Annotated in this window: 17 protein-coding genes and 2 pseudogenes; 6 read left to right on the plus strand and 13 right to left on the minus strand. The window is 72.8% G+C overall.

Going from position 1 to position 17,455, the window contains the following annotated elements:
• The 3 genes from ACZ6A9_RS25220 to ACZ6A9_RS25230 form a co-directional block, all read right to left on the minus strand.
• A partial coding sequence (locus tag ACZ6A9_RS25220) for a thiolase family protein (RefSeq protein WP_468989330.1) occupies nucleotides 1-533 on the minus strand: 533 nt, incomplete at its 3' end.
• Nucleotides 530-1,711, minus strand: coding sequence for a CaiB/BaiF CoA transferase family protein (locus ACZ6A9_RS25225; RefSeq protein WP_468989333.1), 1,182 nt, complete (start codon nucleotides 1,709-1,711; stop codon nucleotides 530-532). The genes ACZ6A9_RS25225 and ACZ6A9_RS25220, both read right to left, overlap by 4 nt.
• A 126-nt stretch (nucleotides 1,712-1,837) precedes the next feature.
• Nucleotides 1,838-2,218 carry an MmcQ/YjbR family DNA-binding protein gene (locus ACZ6A9_RS25230; RefSeq protein ID WP_468989338.1) on the minus strand — a complete coding sequence of 127 codons (381 nt, stop codon included), beginning with the start codon at nucleotides 2,216-2,218 and terminating at the stop codon, nucleotides 1,838-1,840.
• 90 nt (nucleotides 2,219-2,308) lie between these two features.
• Between ACZ6A9_RS25230 and ACZ6A9_RS25235 the strand changes: the two genes are divergently transcribed.
• Nucleotides 2,309-3,484: a saccharopine dehydrogenase family protein gene (locus ACZ6A9_RS25235; protein WP_468989342.1), complete on the plus strand. Its 1,176-nt coding sequence runs from the start codon at nucleotides 2,309-2,311 to the stop codon at nucleotides 3,482-3,484.
• A 21-nt stretch (nucleotides 3,485-3,505) separates the two neighbouring features.
• On the opposite strand, the gene mmpA is transcribed toward ACZ6A9_RS25235, so the two are convergent.
• The 4 genes and pseudogenes from mmpA to ACZ6A9_RS25255 all read right to left on the minus strand — a co-directional run.
• Entirely contained in the window at nucleotides 3,506-3,652 is a 147-nt protein-coding gene (mmpA, locus tag ACZ6A9_RS25240) for a morphogenic membrane protein MmpA (RefSeq protein ID WP_468989344.1), read from the minus strand.
• Nucleotides 3,653-3,700: 48 nt separating this feature from the next.
• Nucleotides 3,701-4,474, minus strand: coding sequence for an endonuclease V (locus tag ACZ6A9_RS25245; RefSeq protein ID WP_468989346.1), 774 nt, complete (start codon nucleotides 4,472-4,474; stop codon nucleotides 3,701-3,703).
• A gap of 81 nt (nucleotides 4,475-4,555) precedes the next feature.
• A complete protein-coding gene (locus ACZ6A9_RS25250; protein WP_468989348.1) occupies nucleotides 4,556-4,879 on the minus strand; it encodes a plasmid stabilization protein in 324 nt (107 codons plus the stop codon).
• A 71-nt stretch (nucleotides 4,880-4,950) separates the two neighbouring features.
• Nucleotides 4,951-5,100, minus strand: a pseudogene (locus tag ACZ6A9_RS25255) (oxidoreductase); the annotation flags it as partial.
• A 348-nt stretch (nucleotides 5,101-5,448) separates the two neighbouring features.
• On the opposite strand from ACZ6A9_RS25255, the gene ssgD reads away from it, so the two are divergent.
• Nucleotides 5,449-5,862 (plus strand): spore wall synthesis regulator SsgD, encoded by a 414-nt coding sequence (gene ssgD / locus ACZ6A9_RS25260; protein ID WP_468989351.1) that lies wholly within the window; start codon nucleotides 5,449-5,451, stop codon nucleotides 5,860-5,862.
• 7 nt (nucleotides 5,863-5,869) lie between these two features.
• On the opposite strand, the pseudogene ACZ6A9_RS25265 reads toward ssgD, so the two are convergent.
• Together ACZ6A9_RS25265 and ACZ6A9_RS25270 are read right to left on the minus strand one after the other, a co-directional pair.
• A pseudogene (locus ACZ6A9_RS25265) lies at nucleotides 5,870-6,372 on the minus strand (isocitrate lyase/phosphoenolpyruvate mutase family protein); the annotation flags it as partial.
• 54 nt (nucleotides 6,373-6,426) lie between these two features.
• Nucleotides 6,427-7,071, minus strand: coding sequence for a GOLPH3/VPS74 family protein (locus ACZ6A9_RS25270; protein ID WP_468989354.1), 645 nt, complete (start codon nucleotides 7,069-7,071; stop codon nucleotides 6,427-6,429).
• Nucleotides 7,072-7,385: 314 nt separating this feature from the next.
• Here ACZ6A9_RS25270 and ACZ6A9_RS25275 point away from each other — a divergent pair, with 314 nt between their 5' ends.
• The 4 genes from ACZ6A9_RS25275 to ACZ6A9_RS25290 all read left to right on the plus strand — a co-directional run bounded on the left by ACZ6A9_RS25275 (nucleotide 7,386) and on the right by ACZ6A9_RS25290 (nucleotide 13,405).
• Nucleotides 7,386-9,011, plus strand: a complete 1,626-nt coding sequence (locus ACZ6A9_RS25275) for an ABC-F family ATP-binding cassette domain-containing protein (RefSeq protein ID WP_468989357.1) — start codon at nucleotides 7,386-7,388, stop codon at nucleotides 9,009-9,011.
• Nucleotides 9,012-9,021: 10 nt separating this feature from the next.
• Nucleotides 9,022-11,286: an ATP-binding cassette domain-containing protein gene (locus ACZ6A9_RS25280; protein WP_468989360.1), complete on the plus strand. Its 2,265-nt coding sequence runs from the start codon at nucleotides 9,022-9,024 to the stop codon at nucleotides 11,284-11,286.
• Nucleotides 11,287-11,441: 155 nt separating this feature from the next.
• On the plus strand, nucleotides 11,442-12,218 hold the full coding sequence (gene ddaH / locus ACZ6A9_RS25285) for a dimethylargininase (RefSeq protein WP_468989365.1): 777 nt from the start codon (nucleotides 11,442-11,444) through the stop codon (nucleotides 12,216-12,218).
• A 212-nt stretch (nucleotides 12,219-12,430) separates the two neighbouring features.
• Nucleotides 12,431-13,405 (plus strand): acyl-ACP desaturase, encoded by a 975-nt coding sequence (locus tag ACZ6A9_RS25290; protein WP_468989368.1) that lies wholly within the window; start codon nucleotides 12,431-12,433, stop codon nucleotides 13,403-13,405.
• A gap of 386 nt (nucleotides 13,406-13,791) precedes the next feature.
• On the opposite strand, the gene ACZ6A9_RS25295 is transcribed toward ACZ6A9_RS25290, so the two are convergent.
• The 4 genes from ACZ6A9_RS25295 to ACZ6A9_RS25310 all read right to left on the minus strand — a co-directional run bounded on the left by ACZ6A9_RS25295 (nucleotide 13,792) and on the right by ACZ6A9_RS25310 (nucleotide 17,294).
• Entirely contained in the window at nucleotides 13,792-14,037 is a 246-nt protein-coding gene (locus ACZ6A9_RS25295; RefSeq protein ID WP_468989370.1) for a WhiB family transcriptional regulator, read from the minus strand.
• Between the two features lie 141 nt (nucleotides 14,038-14,178).
• On the minus strand, nucleotides 14,179-14,973 hold the full coding sequence (locus ACZ6A9_RS25300; RefSeq protein ID WP_468989374.1) for a VOC family protein: 795 nt from the start codon (nucleotides 14,971-14,973) through the stop codon (nucleotides 14,179-14,181).
• Between the two features lie 190 nt (nucleotides 14,974-15,163).
• Nucleotides 15,164-16,204 (minus strand): LacI family DNA-binding transcriptional regulator, encoded by a 1,041-nt coding sequence (locus tag ACZ6A9_RS25305; protein ID WP_468989379.1) that lies wholly within the window; start codon nucleotides 16,202-16,204, stop codon nucleotides 15,164-15,166.
• Nucleotides 16,205-16,289: 85 nt separating this feature from the next.
• Nucleotides 16,290-17,294, minus strand: a complete 1,005-nt coding sequence (locus ACZ6A9_RS25310) for a multicopper oxidase domain-containing protein (protein WP_468989380.1) — start codon at nucleotides 17,292-17,294, stop codon at nucleotides 16,290-16,292.
• Nucleotides 17,295-17,455: the final 161 nt, after the last annotated feature.

The following is a 17,455-nucleotide window of genomic DNA, read 5'->3' on the forward strand; positions in this document are numbered from 1 at the left end:
CGTTCCTGCGACAGGGCCGCGTACTCGTCCACGTCCCGCCGGGAGAACCCCTCGATCGTCGCGATCAGATCCGCCCCGATCCCCTGCGGCACGAAGTTGACGGCGAGGTTGGTCATCGGGTCGTTGAACCAGGCGCCGCCGTCGGAGGCCATCGGGACGCGGGACATGGACTCCACACCGCCCGCGAGGATCAGGTCCTCCCAGCCGGAACGCACCTTGGCGGCGGCCAGGTTGACGGCCTCCAGACCGGAGGCGCAAAAGCGGTTCTCCTGGACGCCCGCCACAGTGTCGGGCAGCCCGGCCGCGATGGCGGCGATACGGGCGATGTCGGAGCCCTGGTCACCGACCGGCCCGACCACACCGAGGACGATGTCGTCCACGGCCGCCGGATCCAGACCCGGGAAACGGTCACGGATCTCGCGGATCAGCCCGACCACCAGGTCGATGGGCTTGGTCCCGTGCAGGGCGCCGCTCGCCTTGCCGCGCCCGCGCGGGGTGCGGATCGCGTCGTACACGTACGCTTCGGTGCTCACGAGGAGGCCTTTCGCTGGGAGGGGGAGGGCTCGGAGGAGTGCGAGGGGGCCGGGTCCGGCGGTCGGGGCAGGTCCCAGTCGCGGGCCACGTCGTCGGCGCCGGCGCCCGGCAGGGCGGGTCCGGAGCGGATGCCGGCCGGGGTCGCGGAGAACCGCGGGGCCGGTGCGGGCTGGGTGAGGCCGCCGTGGTCGGTGAAGGTGCCGCGGGCGGCGAGGTGCGGGTGATGCGGGGCCTCGCCGAGGGACAGCACGGGCGCCACGCAGGCGTCGGAGTCCTCGAAGACGGCCGTCCACGCGTCGCGGGTGCGGGCCTTGAACCGGGCGGTGACCCGCTCGCGCAGCTCCGGCCATCGGGTGACGTCGCTGTGGGCCCCGGCCAGGTCGTCGAGGCCGAGCAGGCGCAGGAACTCGGCGTAGAACCGCGGTTCCAGGGCGCCGACCGCCATGTGCCGTCCGTCGGCCGTCGCGTAGGTGCCGTAGTAGGGGCAGCCACCGTCGAGGAGGTTGGCGCCGCGCCGGTCCTGCCAGGCACCGGCGGCGAGCATGCCGTGGATCATGGCGGAGAGGTGGGCCGTGCCGTCCACGATGGCGGCGTCGACGACCTGTCCGGTGCCCTTGGCGCGCGCGTGATGCAGGGCGGCGAGCACACCGACGACGAGGTAGAGGGAGCCGCCCGCGTAGTCGCCGAGCAGGTTGGCGGGGACGGCCGGGGGCCGGTCCGGGTCGCCGATCATGCCGAGGGTGCCGGTGAGGGCGATGTAGGCGATGTCGTGTCCGGCGCGGTCGGCGAGGGGCCCCTGCTGGCCCCAGCCGGTCATGCGTCCGTAGACCAGACGGGGGTTGCGGGCGTGGCAGTCGGCGGGGCCGATGCCGAGCCGCTCGGCGACGCCCGGGCGGTAGCCCTCGATGAGGACGTCGGCGCGTTCGGCGAGGTCCAGGACGCGTGCGGGGCCGTCGGGGGCCTTGAGGTCGATGATCACGGAGCGCTTGCTGCGGTTGGTGACGTCGCGGGCCGGGTCGATGCCCAGGCCGGGGCCGCCCGGGCGGTCCACGCGGACGACGTCGGCGCCCAGGTCGGCCAGGAGCATGGCGGCGAACGGACCCGGCCCGATCCCGGCCAGTTCCACCACGCGCACGCCGGCGAGCGGGCCGTGCCCCGGCGTCTTCGCCTCCGTCATCGAGCCCCCATCGGCTGTGACACTACTGGTGTAACACCTGTGATGTTAGGAACGCGGTCCACCCGGCACAAGGCCGGGCGAGCAAGCGCTTGGCCACTGTACGGGGCGGTGCGTCCGCCGGGCCGGTCAGTGGGCGTCGAGCTGCGCGGCCAGCCGCTTGGGGGCGACGGTGCGGTAGCTCTCCTCCACCCAGTCGCACAGCAGGTCCGCCCGCGGAGCGCCCTTGGCCTCCAGCGGGATCCTCACCCAGCCGGCCCTGCCCAGGCCGTAGCCGGCGGGCTCGGCACCGGGGCAGGCCAGGGCGTGGGCGTGCGCCGTCTCGTCCGTGAGCTTCACCGTCACCCCCAGGGGGTAGCTGCCGTCGTGGACGCCGAGGAAGACGAACACCTTCTTGTTGACCTTGGCGACGCTCTCGCCCCAGGGGTGTTCCTCGGCGGCTCCGGGCAGACCCAGGGCGTGGTCGCGCACTTTTTCCCACTTCTTCAGGGCGTTCGGGGACACGGCCATCGGCTTCCTCCGGGCTCGTCGTCGGGCTCCGCACCCCTCACGCTAGCCTCGGCCACCGACAGCGGCGCGGCTGCACGACCAAGGGGTGTCATGAGCAGGCTGAACACAGACCGTCCGTACGACATCGTGCTCTTCGGAGCGACCGGCTTCGTCGGGACACTGACCGCGGAGTACCTCGCCGCCCATGCCCCCGACGGACTGCGCTGGGCGATCGCCGGCCGCGACGGCGGCAGGCTGGAGCGGCTGCGCGAGCGGCTGCCCGGCGGCGCGGGGATCGGAGTGCTGCGGGCGGACGCGTCCGCCCCGGCCTCCCTGCGGGCCCTCGCCGAGCAGGCGCGGGTGGTCGCCACGACCGTGGGCCCCTACGTGGAGTACGGCGAGGAACTCGTCGCCGCCTGCGCGGACACGGGGGCCGACTACGTGGACCTCACGGGTGAACCCGAGTTCGTGGACCTGACGTACGTCCGTCATGACGCACGGGCGCGGGAGACGGGGGCGCGGCTGGTGCACGCGTGCGGCTTCGACTCGGTGCCCCACGACCTGGGCGCGTACTTCACCGTGCGGCAGTTGCCTGAGGGGGTGCCGCTGACCGTGGACGGGTTCGTCACCGCCGACGCGGCCTTCTCGGGCGGGACGTTCGCCTCGGCGCTGAACCAGTTCGCCCGGCACCGCGGTCTGCGCGCGGCGGCCCGCGAGCGCAGGCACCACGAACCGCGGCTGGTGGACCGCCGGGCCTCGGCGCCCCTGGGAGCGCCGCGCTACGCGCCGGAGGTCGGCGCCTGGGCCCTGCCGCTGCCGACGATCGACGGGCAGGTCGTGCGCCGCTCGGCGAAGGCGCTCGACCGGTACGGACCGGACTTCCGCTACCGGCACTACGCGGCGGTGCGCCGTCTCCCCGTGGCGGTGGGCGGGGTGGCCGCCGTGGGGGCGCTGGTCGCGGCCGCCCAAATCCCGTCGTTGCGGCGACGGCTCTCCGACCGCCTCAAGCCCGGTGAGGGGCCGGGACCGGAGAAGCGCGCCCGGAGCCGGTTCTCCGTCCGCTTCGTCGGTGAGGGCGGTGGCCGGCGGGTGTACACGGAGGTGTCGGGCGGCGACCCCGGCTACGACGAGACGGCGAAGATGCTGGCGGAGGGCGCCCTCAGTCTGGCCTTCGACGACCTGCCGCCGACGGCGGGGCAGGTCACGACGGCGGTGGCGATGGGCGACGCGCTGATCGACCGGCTGCGGACGGCGGGCATCCGCTTCCGGGTCGCCGCGACCCGCTGAGGACGCGGCCGGCCGGGAGGGTCACATCGGCCACGCCACCAGGGTGTAGATCATTCCGGCGATCCAGCCCACCCCGGTCAGTACGGCGAGGGCGAGCCCGACGGTCACGGTCCGCCCGACGGGCCGTCCGTCGACGGCAACGGGCCTGGCTGCACGGTGCGTTGTCATGCGGCCAGCCTGCCGGGGCGGGCGGGGGACGAACATCCGTACGCGTACTCAGTTCGCCCCGGGTACCGCGCGGTCGGCCCGTGGCGGCCGCCCACGACTCGGGTGTCCGCCCGAGCGGGGTGTCTCCTGAGCGGCGGGGGTGATCTCCGCCAGCGCGCGGCGGCACAGGGCGTCCGCTCTGCGGGTGGTCTCGGGGAGGCGGTAGGCGGGGGTCAGGGCGAGGGTGTGGGCGCAGGCGTTGTCGAGGCTCACCCGGTGGCCGACGGAGACGAAGACCGGCTTGACGGCGTCCCGGGTCCGCAGGGCCCTGCCGACCTCCTCACGGCCGGCGAGCAGCGGCGAGGTGCTGCCGCGCGGGGTGCCGGGCTCGTCGTGCGTGAAGGTGAAGGGGTTCTTGGCCACGCCGATCGTCGGCAGGCCGGTGAGGACGCCGAGGTGGGAGGCCAGCCCGAAGCGGCGCGGGTGGGCGAGGCCGTAGCCGTCGCAGACCACCAGGCCGGGCGGGCACGGCAGGGCCTCCAGGGCGGCGAGCACGGTGGGGATCTCGCGGAAGGCGAGCAGTCCGGGGACGTACGGGAAGGAGATCCGGCCGACGGCCGTGGACTCGGCGACGACGTCCAGGGTCGCCGGGTCCAGGACGACGGCCGCGGCGGCGACCAGGTCCCGCTCGTCGTCGTACGCCACGTCCACCCCGGTGACCCGGCCCGTCCCGGGCGGCGGGCCCGTCTCGTCGAGCACCACCCTCGTGCGGAGCGCGTCCTGGACCGCGCGGGCCTCTGGTTCGTTGACGGGCCAGCCGGCGGGTGTGGGTACGGTCGTCATGGTGTGCCCGAGCCTACGCGGCGGGCGCGCCCCCGCGCGGAGGATGTCCCCGGGCCGGGGGCCTGCGCGCGGGGGGCGGTCTCACTTGCCGAGCGCGCGCTGGAGCTGGCTCTTGTTCATGCTCGAACGGCCCTCCACGTTCCGCTTCCTGGCCTCTTCGTACAGCTGGTCGCGGGTGGGGCCCTGGGAGCCCTGGCCGGAACGCCGGCCGCCGCGCTTGCCGGACGACATGTCCTGGGTGGAGGTGCGGCTGGCGGTCCTGGACTCGCCTGCCCGGGCACGCTCCTTGTTCACCGTCCGGGCGGCGATCTCCTTGGCGCGTCCGGTGCTCTCGCCCCGGTCCTCGGCGCTCTCCTTGATGTGCTCGTACTGACGCTCCCGCTTGGGGCTGGAACCGCGTGGCATGTCCGCTCACTTCCTCTCGCGTACGGCGAACGGGTACCCAGGTTGTCGGTGACGATGGCCCGTCGCATGCGTCAGCGCTCCAGGCGGGCAACCCGCCCCTTCTCCCCCGCAGCCCAGCAGCCGTCGTCGCGGGCGCAGTCGACGGTGTCGTACGAGCCGGTGCCGACGGTCCGCCAGGTGCGGCCGGCGTCGGTGGTGCGCAGGACGGTGCCCCGGCTTCCGGCCACCCAGGCCGTCCCGCGGCTGACGGCGGCCCCCCAGGCCGTTCTTCCCTACGTCGCGTCCGTCGCGTCCGTCGCGTGTGTCGCGTCCGTCGCGTCCCTCGCCTGGCCCCCGAGCGCCTCATGGCGGGCGAAGCCGGTCCACGGCGAGGGCACCGTCCGGAGGGCCTCCGGGCGGCGCGGGTGTGATGGGGAGGCTCGGGGAGAAGCATGTCACTCGGGTGCATGAAGGCGGTGACAGAGGTCACTCGCTGTTCGTGTGCACGGATTGGCGGATTCCGTCGTCTCATGCAGTAGTCGCACGGATCCGCCCGGAAGCCCGTCCAGCCGTCACGAGGGAGCAAGGCGTTGTCCACCGTCATCGAGCAGCCCGTAGAGGCCCGTCTGGTCGCCGCCGCGCCGCGGATGCCGAACATCCCCGCCACGCTGCACTACGACCGCGACGACCCGTTCGCCGTCCGCATGACCTTCCCCGCGCCCGCCACCCTGGAGGGCGTCGAGGTCTGCTGGACCTTCGCCCGGGAGCTGCTCGCCGCGGGACTGCGGGGACCCGAGGGGTACGGCGACGTACGGGTGCGCCCGTACGGGTACGACCGCACCGTGCTGGAGTTCCACGCGCCCGAGGGGACCGCCGTGGTGCACGTCCGCTCGGGTGAGGTGCGCCGGTTCCTCGAGGCCACCAGCGACCTGGTGCCGGCCGGCCTGGAGCACCTCCAGCTCGACCTGGACCACCGCCTCGCGGAACTGATGCGCGAGGCCTGACAGGGAGTCAGCCGACCTGTGCCATCAGCTCGCTGAGCGTTCCGTACGCCAGGCCGCCGGTCTGCGCGTCGTACGTCCCGGTCCCGAGCAGCTCCCGCGCGGCGCGGCGGACCAGACCGTACGCCGCCTCGGCGATACCGGACCCGACGCTGATGCGGGCCGCGCCCAGGGCGGCCGGTTCACCGACGGGCGGGGCGCCGGGGCCCGCTGGCGCGTTGAGCGGGGCGTGGATCCCGTCGGCGAGTTCCTTCACGGTCCCCGGCTCGACGGCACCGGGGACGAAGATCCCGTCGGCGCCCGCGGCGAGGCAGGCGGCGGCGCGGTCCAGGGTGTCGTCCACTCCCCGGCGCCGCGCAGGAAGGTGTCGACGCGGGCGTTGACGAACAGCGGGACGCCCCTCGCGTCGGAGGCCGCGCGGGCGGCGGCGATCCGCTCGGCCTGTTCCCCGGCCGGACGCAGCGGCGCGGTGCCGTGCGGGCCGGTGCCGTGCGGGGCGGCGTCCTCGATGTCACCCCGACCGCGCGACGCGACACAGCGGCCGGGCGACGGTGTCGTCCGGGCGGGTCAGCGGCCTCTGGTCAGTGCCGACAGCGGTGCCGCCTCGGTGAGGCCGGTGCGCAGGTCGCGGAGGACGGCGTCGAATCCGGGGGCGGACGCCGCGGCGCGACGGGTCAGGGCCTCGGCGCGGGCGTCGTCGAAGGAGCCGTGCGGTGCGGGCGGCAGACCCGCCGCGGTCGCCAGGGCGAGGGCTGTCGCGATCGGCTGGGGAACCTGTTCGGCCGGTGCCGGCCCGGTGAGGATCTGCCGGGCCTCACGGTGCAGGCCGTCCGCGCGGGCGGTGTCGGCCAGGACGTGGTCCACCGACGGGAACACCCCGAGCACCCGGTGTTTCTCGGCGCGCAGGGAACCGTCGGCCACCAGCTGCTCCCGGACCGCGTCCAGGGTGTGCCGCGCGTACAGGGTCACCCAGGCGCGCCAGCGGTGCGGGAGGGATTCGCTGACCAGTTCCAGGAGGCCGTCGAGGACCGGGTCCCCGGTGCGGGAGTCCAGGTCGAGCGGAGTGACGATCCCGTCGTCGTCGGTCAGCAGACCGCGCCGGGCGAGTTCGGCGAGGGCGCCGGCCCGCACCAGGGGGGCCAGCCGTTGCGGGTCGGTGTCCCAGGCCGCCAGACAGAGACGGGCCGGCAGGGACAGCGGGCCGTTGGGCACGGGGCCTCCTCGGGGGCGGTGACGTCGCGGTCCGGAAATGGCGTTGACAGCGCATTCGGCCGCTCGTAGCGTTTGCGTCGGTTCTGTTGCCGTCGAATGGAGAAGGACGTTGCTCGTCTGAGGTTCTGAGACACCGCGTCACACCGGTCAGGTGTGTGCGCTGCGTGCGACCTCGGCGTTCGAGCCGTCCTTGCGGTCCCTTCGGAACAGGGCTCTTCTTCTGCCCACGTTCTCCCTCCGGCTGCCGGTCGTCGTCCCGCGGTGTCTCGATACGCGTGTGCCCCTGATCGCCCCGAGCAACCGCGGAGGCCCGTATGTCACCATCCCTCACCTGTACCTCTCTCGCCTTCTCCTGGCCCGACGGCACCGCCGTCTTCGAGGGCCTCGACGTCGCCTTCGGCCCCGGCCGCACCGGGCTCGTCGGCGTCAACGGGTCGGGCAAGTCCACCCTGCTGAAACTGATCGCCGGTGAGCTCACCCCGACCGACGGCGCCGTCCGGGTCGCGGGAGAGGTGGGCTACCTCCCGCAGAACGTGACGCTCGACACCGCGCTGCGGGTCGACGAGGCGCTCGGTATCGCCGCCCGCCGGGCCGCGCTGCACGCCATCGAGGCGGGCGACGTGGCCGAGGAGCACTTCGAGACCGTCGGCGACGACTGGGACGTCGAGGAACGCGCCCTGGCCACGCTCGGCGAGCTCGGCCTCGGACACATCGGCCTGGACCGCACGGTCGGAGAGGTGTCGGGCGGCGAGTCGGTGCTGCTGCGGCTCGCGGCACTGCTGCTGCGGCGCCCGGACGTCCTGCTGCTCGACGAGCCCACCAACAACCTCGACCTGTACGCCCGCAGACGGCTGTACGCGGCCGTCGCGGACTGGCCGGGCGTCATGATCGTGGTCAGCCATGACCGCGAACTGCTGGAACTGGTCGACCAGATCGCCGATCTGCGCGCCGGTGAGATCACCTGGTACGGCGGCAACTACTCGGCGTACGAGGATGCCCTGACCGTCGAACAGGAGGCCGCCGAGCGCATGGTGCGCGTCGCCGAGGCGGACCTGCGCAAGCAGAAGCGCGAACTGGTCGACGCACAGGTCAAGTTGGCCCGCCGCAAGCGGTACGGGCAGAAGATGTTCGAGCAGAAGCGCGAGCCGAAGATCGTCATGGGGGCGCGCAAGCGCGCGGCGCAGGAGTCCGCGGGCAAGCACCGCATCATGCACGAGGAGAAGCTGGCCGAGGCCAGGGGACGCCTCGACGACGCGGTGGAGGCCGTGCGGGACGACGACGAGATCCGCGTCGACCTGCCGTACACGGCCGTCCCGCCGGGCCGTGGCGTGCTCTCGCTCATGGACCTGGAGCTCGCGCACGGCTCCCGGGTGCGCGGCGGCTTCGATCTGCGCGGCCCGGAGCGGGTGGCGCTGATCGGACGCAACGGCGCGGGCAAGACGACGCTGCTGCGGACGATCGCCGGGGAGCTGGAGCCGGTGTCGGGCGAGGCGAAGGTGCAGGTGCCCCTGCGGTTCCTGCCGCAGCGCCTCGACGTCCTCGACCCGGAGCTGACCGTCGCCGAGAACGTGGCCCGGTTCGCCCCCGGCGCCACCAACAACCGGGTCAGGGCCCGGCTCGCCCGGTTCCTGTTCCGGGGCGCCCGCGCCGACCAGAAGGCGGAGACGCTCTCCGGCGGTGAGCGGTTCCGGGCGGCGCTGGCCGCGCTGATGCTGGCGGAGCCCGCTCCGCAGCTGCTGATGCTGGACGAGCCGACGAACAACCTCGACATGGCGAGCGTCCGGCAGCTGACCACGGCCCTGGAGTCGTACGAGGGAGCCCTGATCGTGGCCAGCCACGATCTGCCGTTCCTGGAGTCGGTCGGCATCACCCGGTGGGTGCTGATGGAGGAGGGAGAGCTGAAGGAAATCGGGACAGAACCTGTCGGGTATTCCGCCTAGCGTCGGCCGTATGAGCCAGTCCAGCGAGTTCATCACCCTCACCGGGGCCCGGGAGAACAACCTCAAGGACGTCACGCTCCGCATCCCGAAGGGCCGGCTGACCGTGTTCACCGGCGTTTCGGGGTCGGGGAAGTCGTCGGTCGTCTTCGAGACGATCGCCGTCGAGTCGCAGCGGCAGCTGAGCGAGACGTTCACCTGGTTCGTCCGCAACCGGCTGCCGAAGTACGAGCGGCCGCACGCGGAGGCCATGGAGGACCTGACGCCGGTGATCGTCGTCGACCAGCGGCCGGTCGGCGGCCACTCGCGTTCGACGGTCGGCACGATGACGGACGTGTACGCGGTGCTGCGAGTGCTGTTCTCCCGGCACGGCGCACCGAGCGCCGGACCGGCGACCGCGTACTCGTTCAACGACCCGTCGGGCATGTGCCGCACGTGCGACGGACTGGGCCGGACCGTTCGGCCGGACTGGGACCGCATCCTGGACGCGGACCGCTCCCTCGCCGAGGGGGCGGTCCGCTTCCCACCGTTCGCCGCGGGGACCTGGCAGGGTCAGGCGTACACCAACAGCGACGAACTGGACCCGCACAAGCCGGTGCGTGACTTCACCGCGGCCGAGCGGGAGTTCCTGATGCGCGGGCGCCCCGGCAGCAAGGTCACCGTGAAGGGCACGGGCGGCACCTGGACCACCGGGTACGAAGGGCTCGCCGACCGCTTCGAACGGCTCTACCTGAAGCGGGACCTGACGGGGATGAGCCAGAAGACCCGTGACACGGTGCGGGAGTTCCTGGCCGAGGGCGTCTGTCCGGCCTGCGGGGGCGCGCGGCTGAACGAGGCGGCGCTGGCCACCCGGATCGGCGGCCGGTCCATCGCGGACTGTGCCGCCCTGCAGGTCACCGACCTCATCACGGTACTGCGGGAGGTCGACGATCCGGTGGCCGGGGCGGTCGCCGGGGCCGCGGTCGCCGCGCTGGAACGGATCGAGGCGATCGGACTCGGCTACCTGAGCCTGGACCGGGAGACGAGCACCCTCTCGGGAGGCGAGGGGCAGCGGCTGAAGACCGTGCGGCACCTCGGCTCGAGCCTGACCGGGATGACGTACGTCTTCGACGAGCCCAGCGCCGGACTGCACCCGCGCGACGTGCACCGCCTCGGCGAACTGCTGCTGCGGCTGCGGGACAAGGGCAACACCGTGCTGGTCGTCGAGCACGACCCGGACGTCATCGCGCTCGCCGACCACGTGGTCGACATGGGTCCGGGGGCGGGCACCGGGGGCGGCCGGGTGGTGTTCGAGGGGACCCCGCGGGAACTGGCCGCCTCCGGCACCCTGACGGGGCGGTGCCTCGGACGGCGCACCGCCGTCAAGGAGGCGGTGCGGGAGGCGACGGGCGAGCTGTGGGTGAAGGGGGCCGACCGGCACAACCTGCGCGAGGTCACCGTGCGCTTCCCGGCCGGGGTGCTGACCGCCGTGACCGGGGTGGCCGGTTCGGGCAAGAGCACCCTGGTCGCCGAGTTCACCGCCGTGCACCGGGACACCGTGGTGGTCGACCAGTCCTCGATCGGCATCTCGGCGCGGTCCACCCCGGCGACCTACCTCGGGATCATGGACACGGTCCGCAAGATCTTCGCGCGGGAGACGGGGGCAGAGCCGGGGCTGTTCAGCTTCAACTCCGACGGCGCCTGCGGGACCTGCGAGGGCCGCGGGATCCTGTACACCGACCTGGCGTTCATGGACCCGGTGACCACGACCTGCCCCGCCTGCGAGGGGCGCCGGTTCAAGGACGAGGTGCTGGGGCTGACGGTGGGCGGCCGCTCCGTCGCCGATGTGCTCGGGATGACCGCCGCGGAGGCGCTGGACTTCTTCCACGACACGGGCGTACGGCGCCGGCTGCGCGCCCTGCGGGACGTGGGGCTCACCTACCTCGCCCTGGGACAGCCGCTGTCCACGCTGTCGGGCGGCGAACGCCAGCGGATCAAGCTGGCCACCCGGCTGCACCGCAAGGGCGCGGTGTACGTGCTCGACGAGCCGACGACCGGGCTGCACATGGCGGACGTGGACGGGCTCGTCGGCCTGCTGGACCGGCTGGTGGACGCGGGCAACACCGTGATCGTGGTCGAGCACCACCTTGACGTCGTCGCCCGCGCGGACTGGGTGATCGACCTCGGTCCGGACGGGGGGAGGGACGGCGGCCGGGTGGTGTTCGAGGGCACGCCGGCCGAGTTGCTCCACGCCAGGGGGTCCTTCACGGGGGAGCATCTGCGGCGGGCCGGCCGCTGAGGCGGTTACCGGTGGTACATCTCATCGCGGTCCGGGGTGGTCCTGTCCGGATTCGCCCTGCATGATGGCTGCGCCGACACCCGTGGGAGGCCGGCCGTTCCCCGGACTCCCCGGTCACGGCCGAGCCCTGCCCGTCCCGTCCGAAAGGCGCACCCGTGCCCAGCAAGAAGGCCCTCGTCCGCCGTCCCTCACCCCGTCTGGCCGAAGGGGTGGTGACGCACATCGAACGGGAGGGCGTCGACGTCGACCGCGCGGTGGAGCAGTGGGAGGCGTACACGGAGGCGCTGCGCACCCACGGCTGGGAGACGATCGAGGTGGACCCCGCCGACGACTGCCCGGACTCGGTGTTCGTGGAGGACACGGTGGTGATGTACCGGAACGTGGCGCTGATCGCCCGCTCCGGTGCGGAGTCCCGGCGCGGGGAGACCTCCGGGGTCGAGGAGGCCGTGGCCGCGCTGGGCTGCTCGGTCAACTGGGTCTGGGAGCCGGGCACGCTGGACGGCGGCGACGTGCTGAAGGTCGGCGACACGGTGTACGTGGGCCGTGGCGGGCGGACCAACGCGGCCGGGGTGCGGCAGGTGCGGGCCGCGTTCGAGCCGCTGGGGGCGCGGGTGGTCGCGGTGCCCGTCGCCCGGGTGCTGCATCTGAAGTCGGCGGTCACGGCGCTGCCGGACGGGACGGTCGTGGGGCACGTCCCGCACATGGACGCGCCCTCGCTGTTCCCGCGCTTCCTGCCCGTCCCGGAGGGGTCCGGGGCGCACGTGGTGCTGCTCGGCGGGAACAGGCTGCTGATGGCGGCGAGCGCGCCGAAGACGGCGGAGCTGTTCGCGGATCTCGGCTACGAGCCGGTCCCGGTGGACATCGGTGAGTTCGAGAAGCTCGAGGGCTGTGTGACGTGCCTTTCGGTACGCCTGCGGGAGCTGCACGCCTGACCGGCACCCTCATCACCCGTACGGCGCAACCACCTGCGGCTGGGGGCGCCCAGCGGCGCCACGCTCACCCATAAGGACCCCCGCTGATCAGCGGTCTTTACGGCAGTCTTAACCTACGGCTACGTAACCTACGGCTACGTAGCCTACGATTCCGTAGGTTCCCGGCACCGCTCGCCGGACCTCCCCGTGTCACCGTCCCCCTGGAGTCACCCGTGTCGCTCACTTCTCCCCACCTGGGCAGCCCTTCCGTCTGGACCGACGCCCGACTGTTGTACGCACTGGAGGAAGTGGTCGAGAAGGAGCTCAACCGGCATCTGAAGGTCACCAAGGACTGGATGCCGCACGAGTACGTGCCGTGGAGCGACGGCCGCAACTTCCCGGGCTTCTTCGAGGACGGCGAGGCCTGGGACAAGGAGCAGTCGAAGGTCACCGAGGTCGGCCGGATCGCCCTGGTGGTGAACCTGCTGACCGAGGACAACCTGCCCAGCTACCACCACGAGATCGCCACGCTGTTCGGCCGGGAGGGCGCCTGGGGCACCTGGGTGCACCGCTGGACGGCCGAGGAGGGCCGGCACGGCATCGTGATGCGGGACTACCTGCTCGCCTCGCGGGCGGTGGACCCGGACAAGCTGGAGCAGTTCCGCATGTCGCACATGAGCGAGGGCTTCGAGTCGGACAACCGGCACTCGATGCTCCACTCCATCGCCTACGTCGCCTTCCAGGAGCTGGCCACCCGCATCTCGCACCGCAACACCGGCCACCAGTCGGGTGACCCGGTCTGCGACCGCATGCTGGCCCGCATCGCGACCGACGAGAACCTGCACATGGTGTTCTACCGCAACCTGCTGAAGTCGGCCTTCGAGCTGGCCCCCGACCTCACGATGCAGGCGGTGCGCGACGTCGTGGTGAACTTCCGGATGCCCGGCCACGGCATCCCCGGCTTCGAGCGGGCGGCGGCGCAGATGGCCATCGGTGAGGTGTACAACCTGCGCATCCACCACGACGACGTGCTGCAGCCGGTGCTCCGCTTCCTGAAGGTCCTGGAGATCGACGGGCTGGGCCCGGAGGGCCTCAAGGCCCAGGAGGAACTGGGTGCGTTCATGGGCGGCCTGGACGCGGAGGCGGCCAAGTTCGACGAGAAGCTGGCGGCCCGCAAGGCCCGGATGGCGGCCCGCGCCGCACACTGAGGCCGACGAGGACGGGCGGCTGGATTCGAGCCAGCGTGCTCCCGGTTGTGGCGACCCGGCGCGTCGGCCTCTGCGCCACGGCCCCGCCCTCGGGGCTCAGCGCACCGGCCCGCTGCCGGGTCTCACCCGTCACGACGGCCGGACCGGGTCACCACGCCGCCTCGCCCGGACACGGACCGGCGTGCCCCGTGCTCGTGGAGGCGCGCCTGCAGCTGGGCTGCGTCGCGCTGTCGACCCCCGTGCGGCCCGGACGACCGGGTGCGAACCGGCATTCCGCAGGAGCAAGGGGTGCGTCCGACTGTGCGTCACGTCCGGCCGCGGACAGATCCTCACCAGCAGGTCCACTCGGCCGTACCGGTTTCGTCCAGTTGCTCGCCCAGCGGGAACTACCGTGCCGTGCGCCGGAGGTCCAGACGTTCCTTCTCCGACAGGCCACCCCAGACGCCGAAGCGCATGTCGTGGGAGAGGGCGTACTCGAGGCAGGTGGCGCGTATCGGACAGAGACCGCAGATGCGCTTGGCCTCACGGACCGAACTGCCGGGCTCGGGGAAGAAGAAGTCCCCACCCGTCTGGGCGCACAACGCCTCGTCCTGCCAGGTGAGGTCGGGCGACGGGAATGTGTCGGTGTGCATGGCCGGAAGCGTGCCCGACGGTGAAAAACGTTCGATCAACGCCGCATCAACGCGGGATCGACGCCGGGCCGGGCCGCCCGGCCTGGCGACGGCACGATGATGGCCTGAAGGACTCCGCCGCACACGGCGGCGCGCCGGAGGTCAGGTCTGTCGCGGATCGCCCTTCAGGACGGCGAACCGCGCTCCGTACGGGTCCTCCAGTCGGGCGAGCCGGCCGACACCGGCGAGGGACGTGGCGGGCATCCGCACCGTGCCGCCCAGCTCGACGGCCCTGGCGACGACGGCGTCCGTGTCCTCCACTCCGATGTACGGCAGCCAGAAGGGGGGTCCGGTCTCCGCCTCGACGGGGTCGTCGGCCGGGGGGACCATCCCGCCGAACATGCCCTCCTCGCCCGTACCGGCGGGGTTGAGGGAGGTGTAGACCCCACCCGGGAAGTGCACCGCCGAGGTCTCCCAGCCGAGGGCCGAGCGGTAGAAGGCCGCGGCGCGGGCGATGTCCGGGGTGTGCAGCTCGACCCAGCACAGGGCGCCGGCTTCACCGGCCGCTTCGATGCCCTTGCGCCCCGCCGGCTGCCAGATGCCGAAGGGGGCGCCCGCGTGGTCGGCGAGGACCGCCGCTCTGCCCTGCTCGCTCACGTCCGCCGGAGGCATGGGCACGCTGCCCCCGGCGTGCGCCGCCGCCCTCGCGGTGGCGTCCGCGTCGGGGCTCTGGAAGTAGACGGTCCACGCGGGCGATCCCTGCTCCGGTGTGACGCGCATGCCTCCGGCGACGATCCGCCCGGCCAGCTCGAAGAAGCCGTAGCCGCCGGCGTCGGGTCCCGCCGAGCGGAACGTCCAGCCGAACAGGCCGCCGTAGAAGGACGCGGCGCCCTCGATGTCGGTGGTGCCGACGTCGATCCAGCTCGGGGCGCCGTCGACGAAGCGGGTGGTGAGCATGGTGCCTCCTCCGGGAGTTCCCGTCGCCTGCCGTGCCGAGTCTTCCACCGCCCGCCGGCCGTCACCGCGAGAGCACCCGGACGGGTGTGTCCCGGACCCGGGCCCGGTGCCGCGGAAGGCCACACCCCCCGCCTGTCGCGGCACGGAGCGCGAGGTCCGGCGCTCGCGAGCCACGGGCCGGGGCGCCCGCTCAGGCCGAGGCGCGGCGGACCAGGGTCGTCGGGAGGACCACGCTGGAGGGGACGACGCCGGCGTCCTCGTCCGTGGTGGCGGGGTGGTCGAGGTCGCGGAGCAGGAGACGGGCCATGAGGCGGCCCATCCCCTCGATGTCCTGGCGGACCGTGGTGAGCGGCGGCTCGGTCTGTTCGGCGATCGGCTGCATGTCGTCGAAGCCGACCACGGCCACGTCGTCCGGCACCCGCCGCCCGTGCTCGCGCAGCACGCGCAGGGCGCCCGCCGCCGTCAGGTCGTTGGCGGCGAACACCGCGTCCAGGTCGGGACGGCGGCCGAGGAGTTCCCGCATCGCCCGCTCACCGCTGGCCGCGGTGAAGTCGCCCTCCACGACCAGCCCGGGATCGGTGTCCACCCGGACGTCCCGGAAGCCGTCGAGCCGGTCCACCGCCGAGGTCTGGTCGAGCGCGCCGGTGATGTGGGCGATGCGGCCGCGCCCGAGGCCGAGCAGGTGCCGGACGGCGTCGCGGGCGCCGCCCCGGTTGTCGCTGTCGACGTAGGCGACGCCGTCCGGGCCGCCGCCGGAGTCGGGCCGGCCGCCGAACACCGTCGGCAGTCCCGCCTTCCGGATCAGTTCGGGCAGTGGATCGTCGATGTGGAGCGAGAAGACCAGCGCGCCGTCCACGTGTCCGCCGGCCAGGTAGCGGCCGACGCGGGCGTGGTCGTCGCGGTCCTCGGTGAGCAGCAGGACGAGCTGGTTGTCGTGCGCGGTCAGTTCCTTGCTGATGCCGCGCAGTTGCCGGGCGAAGAACGGGTCGGCGAAGACCCGGGTCTCCGGTTCGGCGACGATGACGGCGATGGCGTCGTGCCGCCTGGTCACCAGGCTGCGGGCCGCCTGGTTCGGCACGTACCCGAGTTCGTCCACCGCCCGCCTCACCCGTTCGGCCAGGGGTTCGCGTACCCCGTCGGAGCCGTTGACCACGCGGGAGACCGTGGCCCGGGAGACCCCGGCGCGCGCGGCCACGGCCTCCAGCGTGGGACGCGGCACTGTCTCGGTCACTTGGGCGCTCCTCACCTGCGGCTGCGGGAAAGGATAGCCCCGGCCCGCCCGGGCGGGAGAGCGCTCTCGGATCAGGTCCGGCGCGTCAGTGCCCGTGCTCCGGCCGCTGCTCCGGGGTCTGCCCGTGGGCGTGCTCGTGCGGGTCGTACCCGGGGATCGTGCCGTCCGGCTTCTTCACCAGGAACAGACCGACCATGCCCATGTCGGAGTGGCTCTGGACGTGGCAGTGGTACATCCAGGCACCGGCGCCGACCCCCTCCCCCGCGATGATCTGGAAGCCGAAGGAGTCGGCCGGTCCGCAGATCTTGTTGTCGACGACCTGGCTGGGGTCGTCGGGGCCGGTGAGCATGCCGGTGCGGTTGTCGGCCCAGCGGTGCCCGTGCATGTGGAAGGTGTGGTAGTACTCGCCGTGCGTGATCATGACGATCTCCACGCGGTCGCCCACGGTGGCCTCGAAGTTCGGGCCGGTGTGGGCGGGCCTGTTGTTGATCGTCATGTCGTTGAAGACGATGGTGTGGGTGGCGTCGGGCAGGACGTCGCCCTTACGGCGCACGATCACCGGCCCGTACAGGCCGTTGCGGATGCCGCCGGTGCCGTGCTCCGTGCCGACGACGTGGTCGTGGTAGTGCCAGTAGCCCGCGCTGCCCGCCCGCCAGGTGCCGTCGGCGCGCCGGCCGGGTCTGTGGGTGCGCCAGGTGTAGGTGCGGGTGCCGCCGGGTTCGACATGGCTCTTGTTCTGTTCGGTGCCGTCGCTGGAGATCTCGTAGTCCAGGCCGTGGACGTGCAGGCTCACCGGTACGTCCATGGTGTTCTCGAACTCGACATGCAGCGTGTCGCCCTCGTTGAGCTCGATCAGCGGGCCGGGGATCGACGCCTTGCCCTTCTCCAGGCCGTAGCCCATCTGCCCGCCGGCCAGCCGCTCGGCGTACAGCGTGACGCGCCGCACCTCTCCCCCGGCGGGCGCCGTCCTCGCCGGCGCTGCGGCGCTCGCGGATCCGGGCGCGCTCACGGCCTCCGGCGCGACGGACAACGATGTCGCGGCGGCCACGCCGCCCAGCAGTACCCGCCGGTTGAAACCGCGTCTGTCCATGCCGGACTCCCCAAGGTGGCTGTCATGAACCTGTGAAACCGTAGCGGCCCTCCTCCTGTTTATCCACACTCAGGACAAAGTTCTGTTCATTGCGGCCATAGGTATTGGCGTGTGACGCAAAGGGGTCTAGCTTCCTTGACGCTGTCGCTGCGACCGAGGAG

Source organism: Streptomyces sp. NPDC041124 (assembly GCF_055592385.1).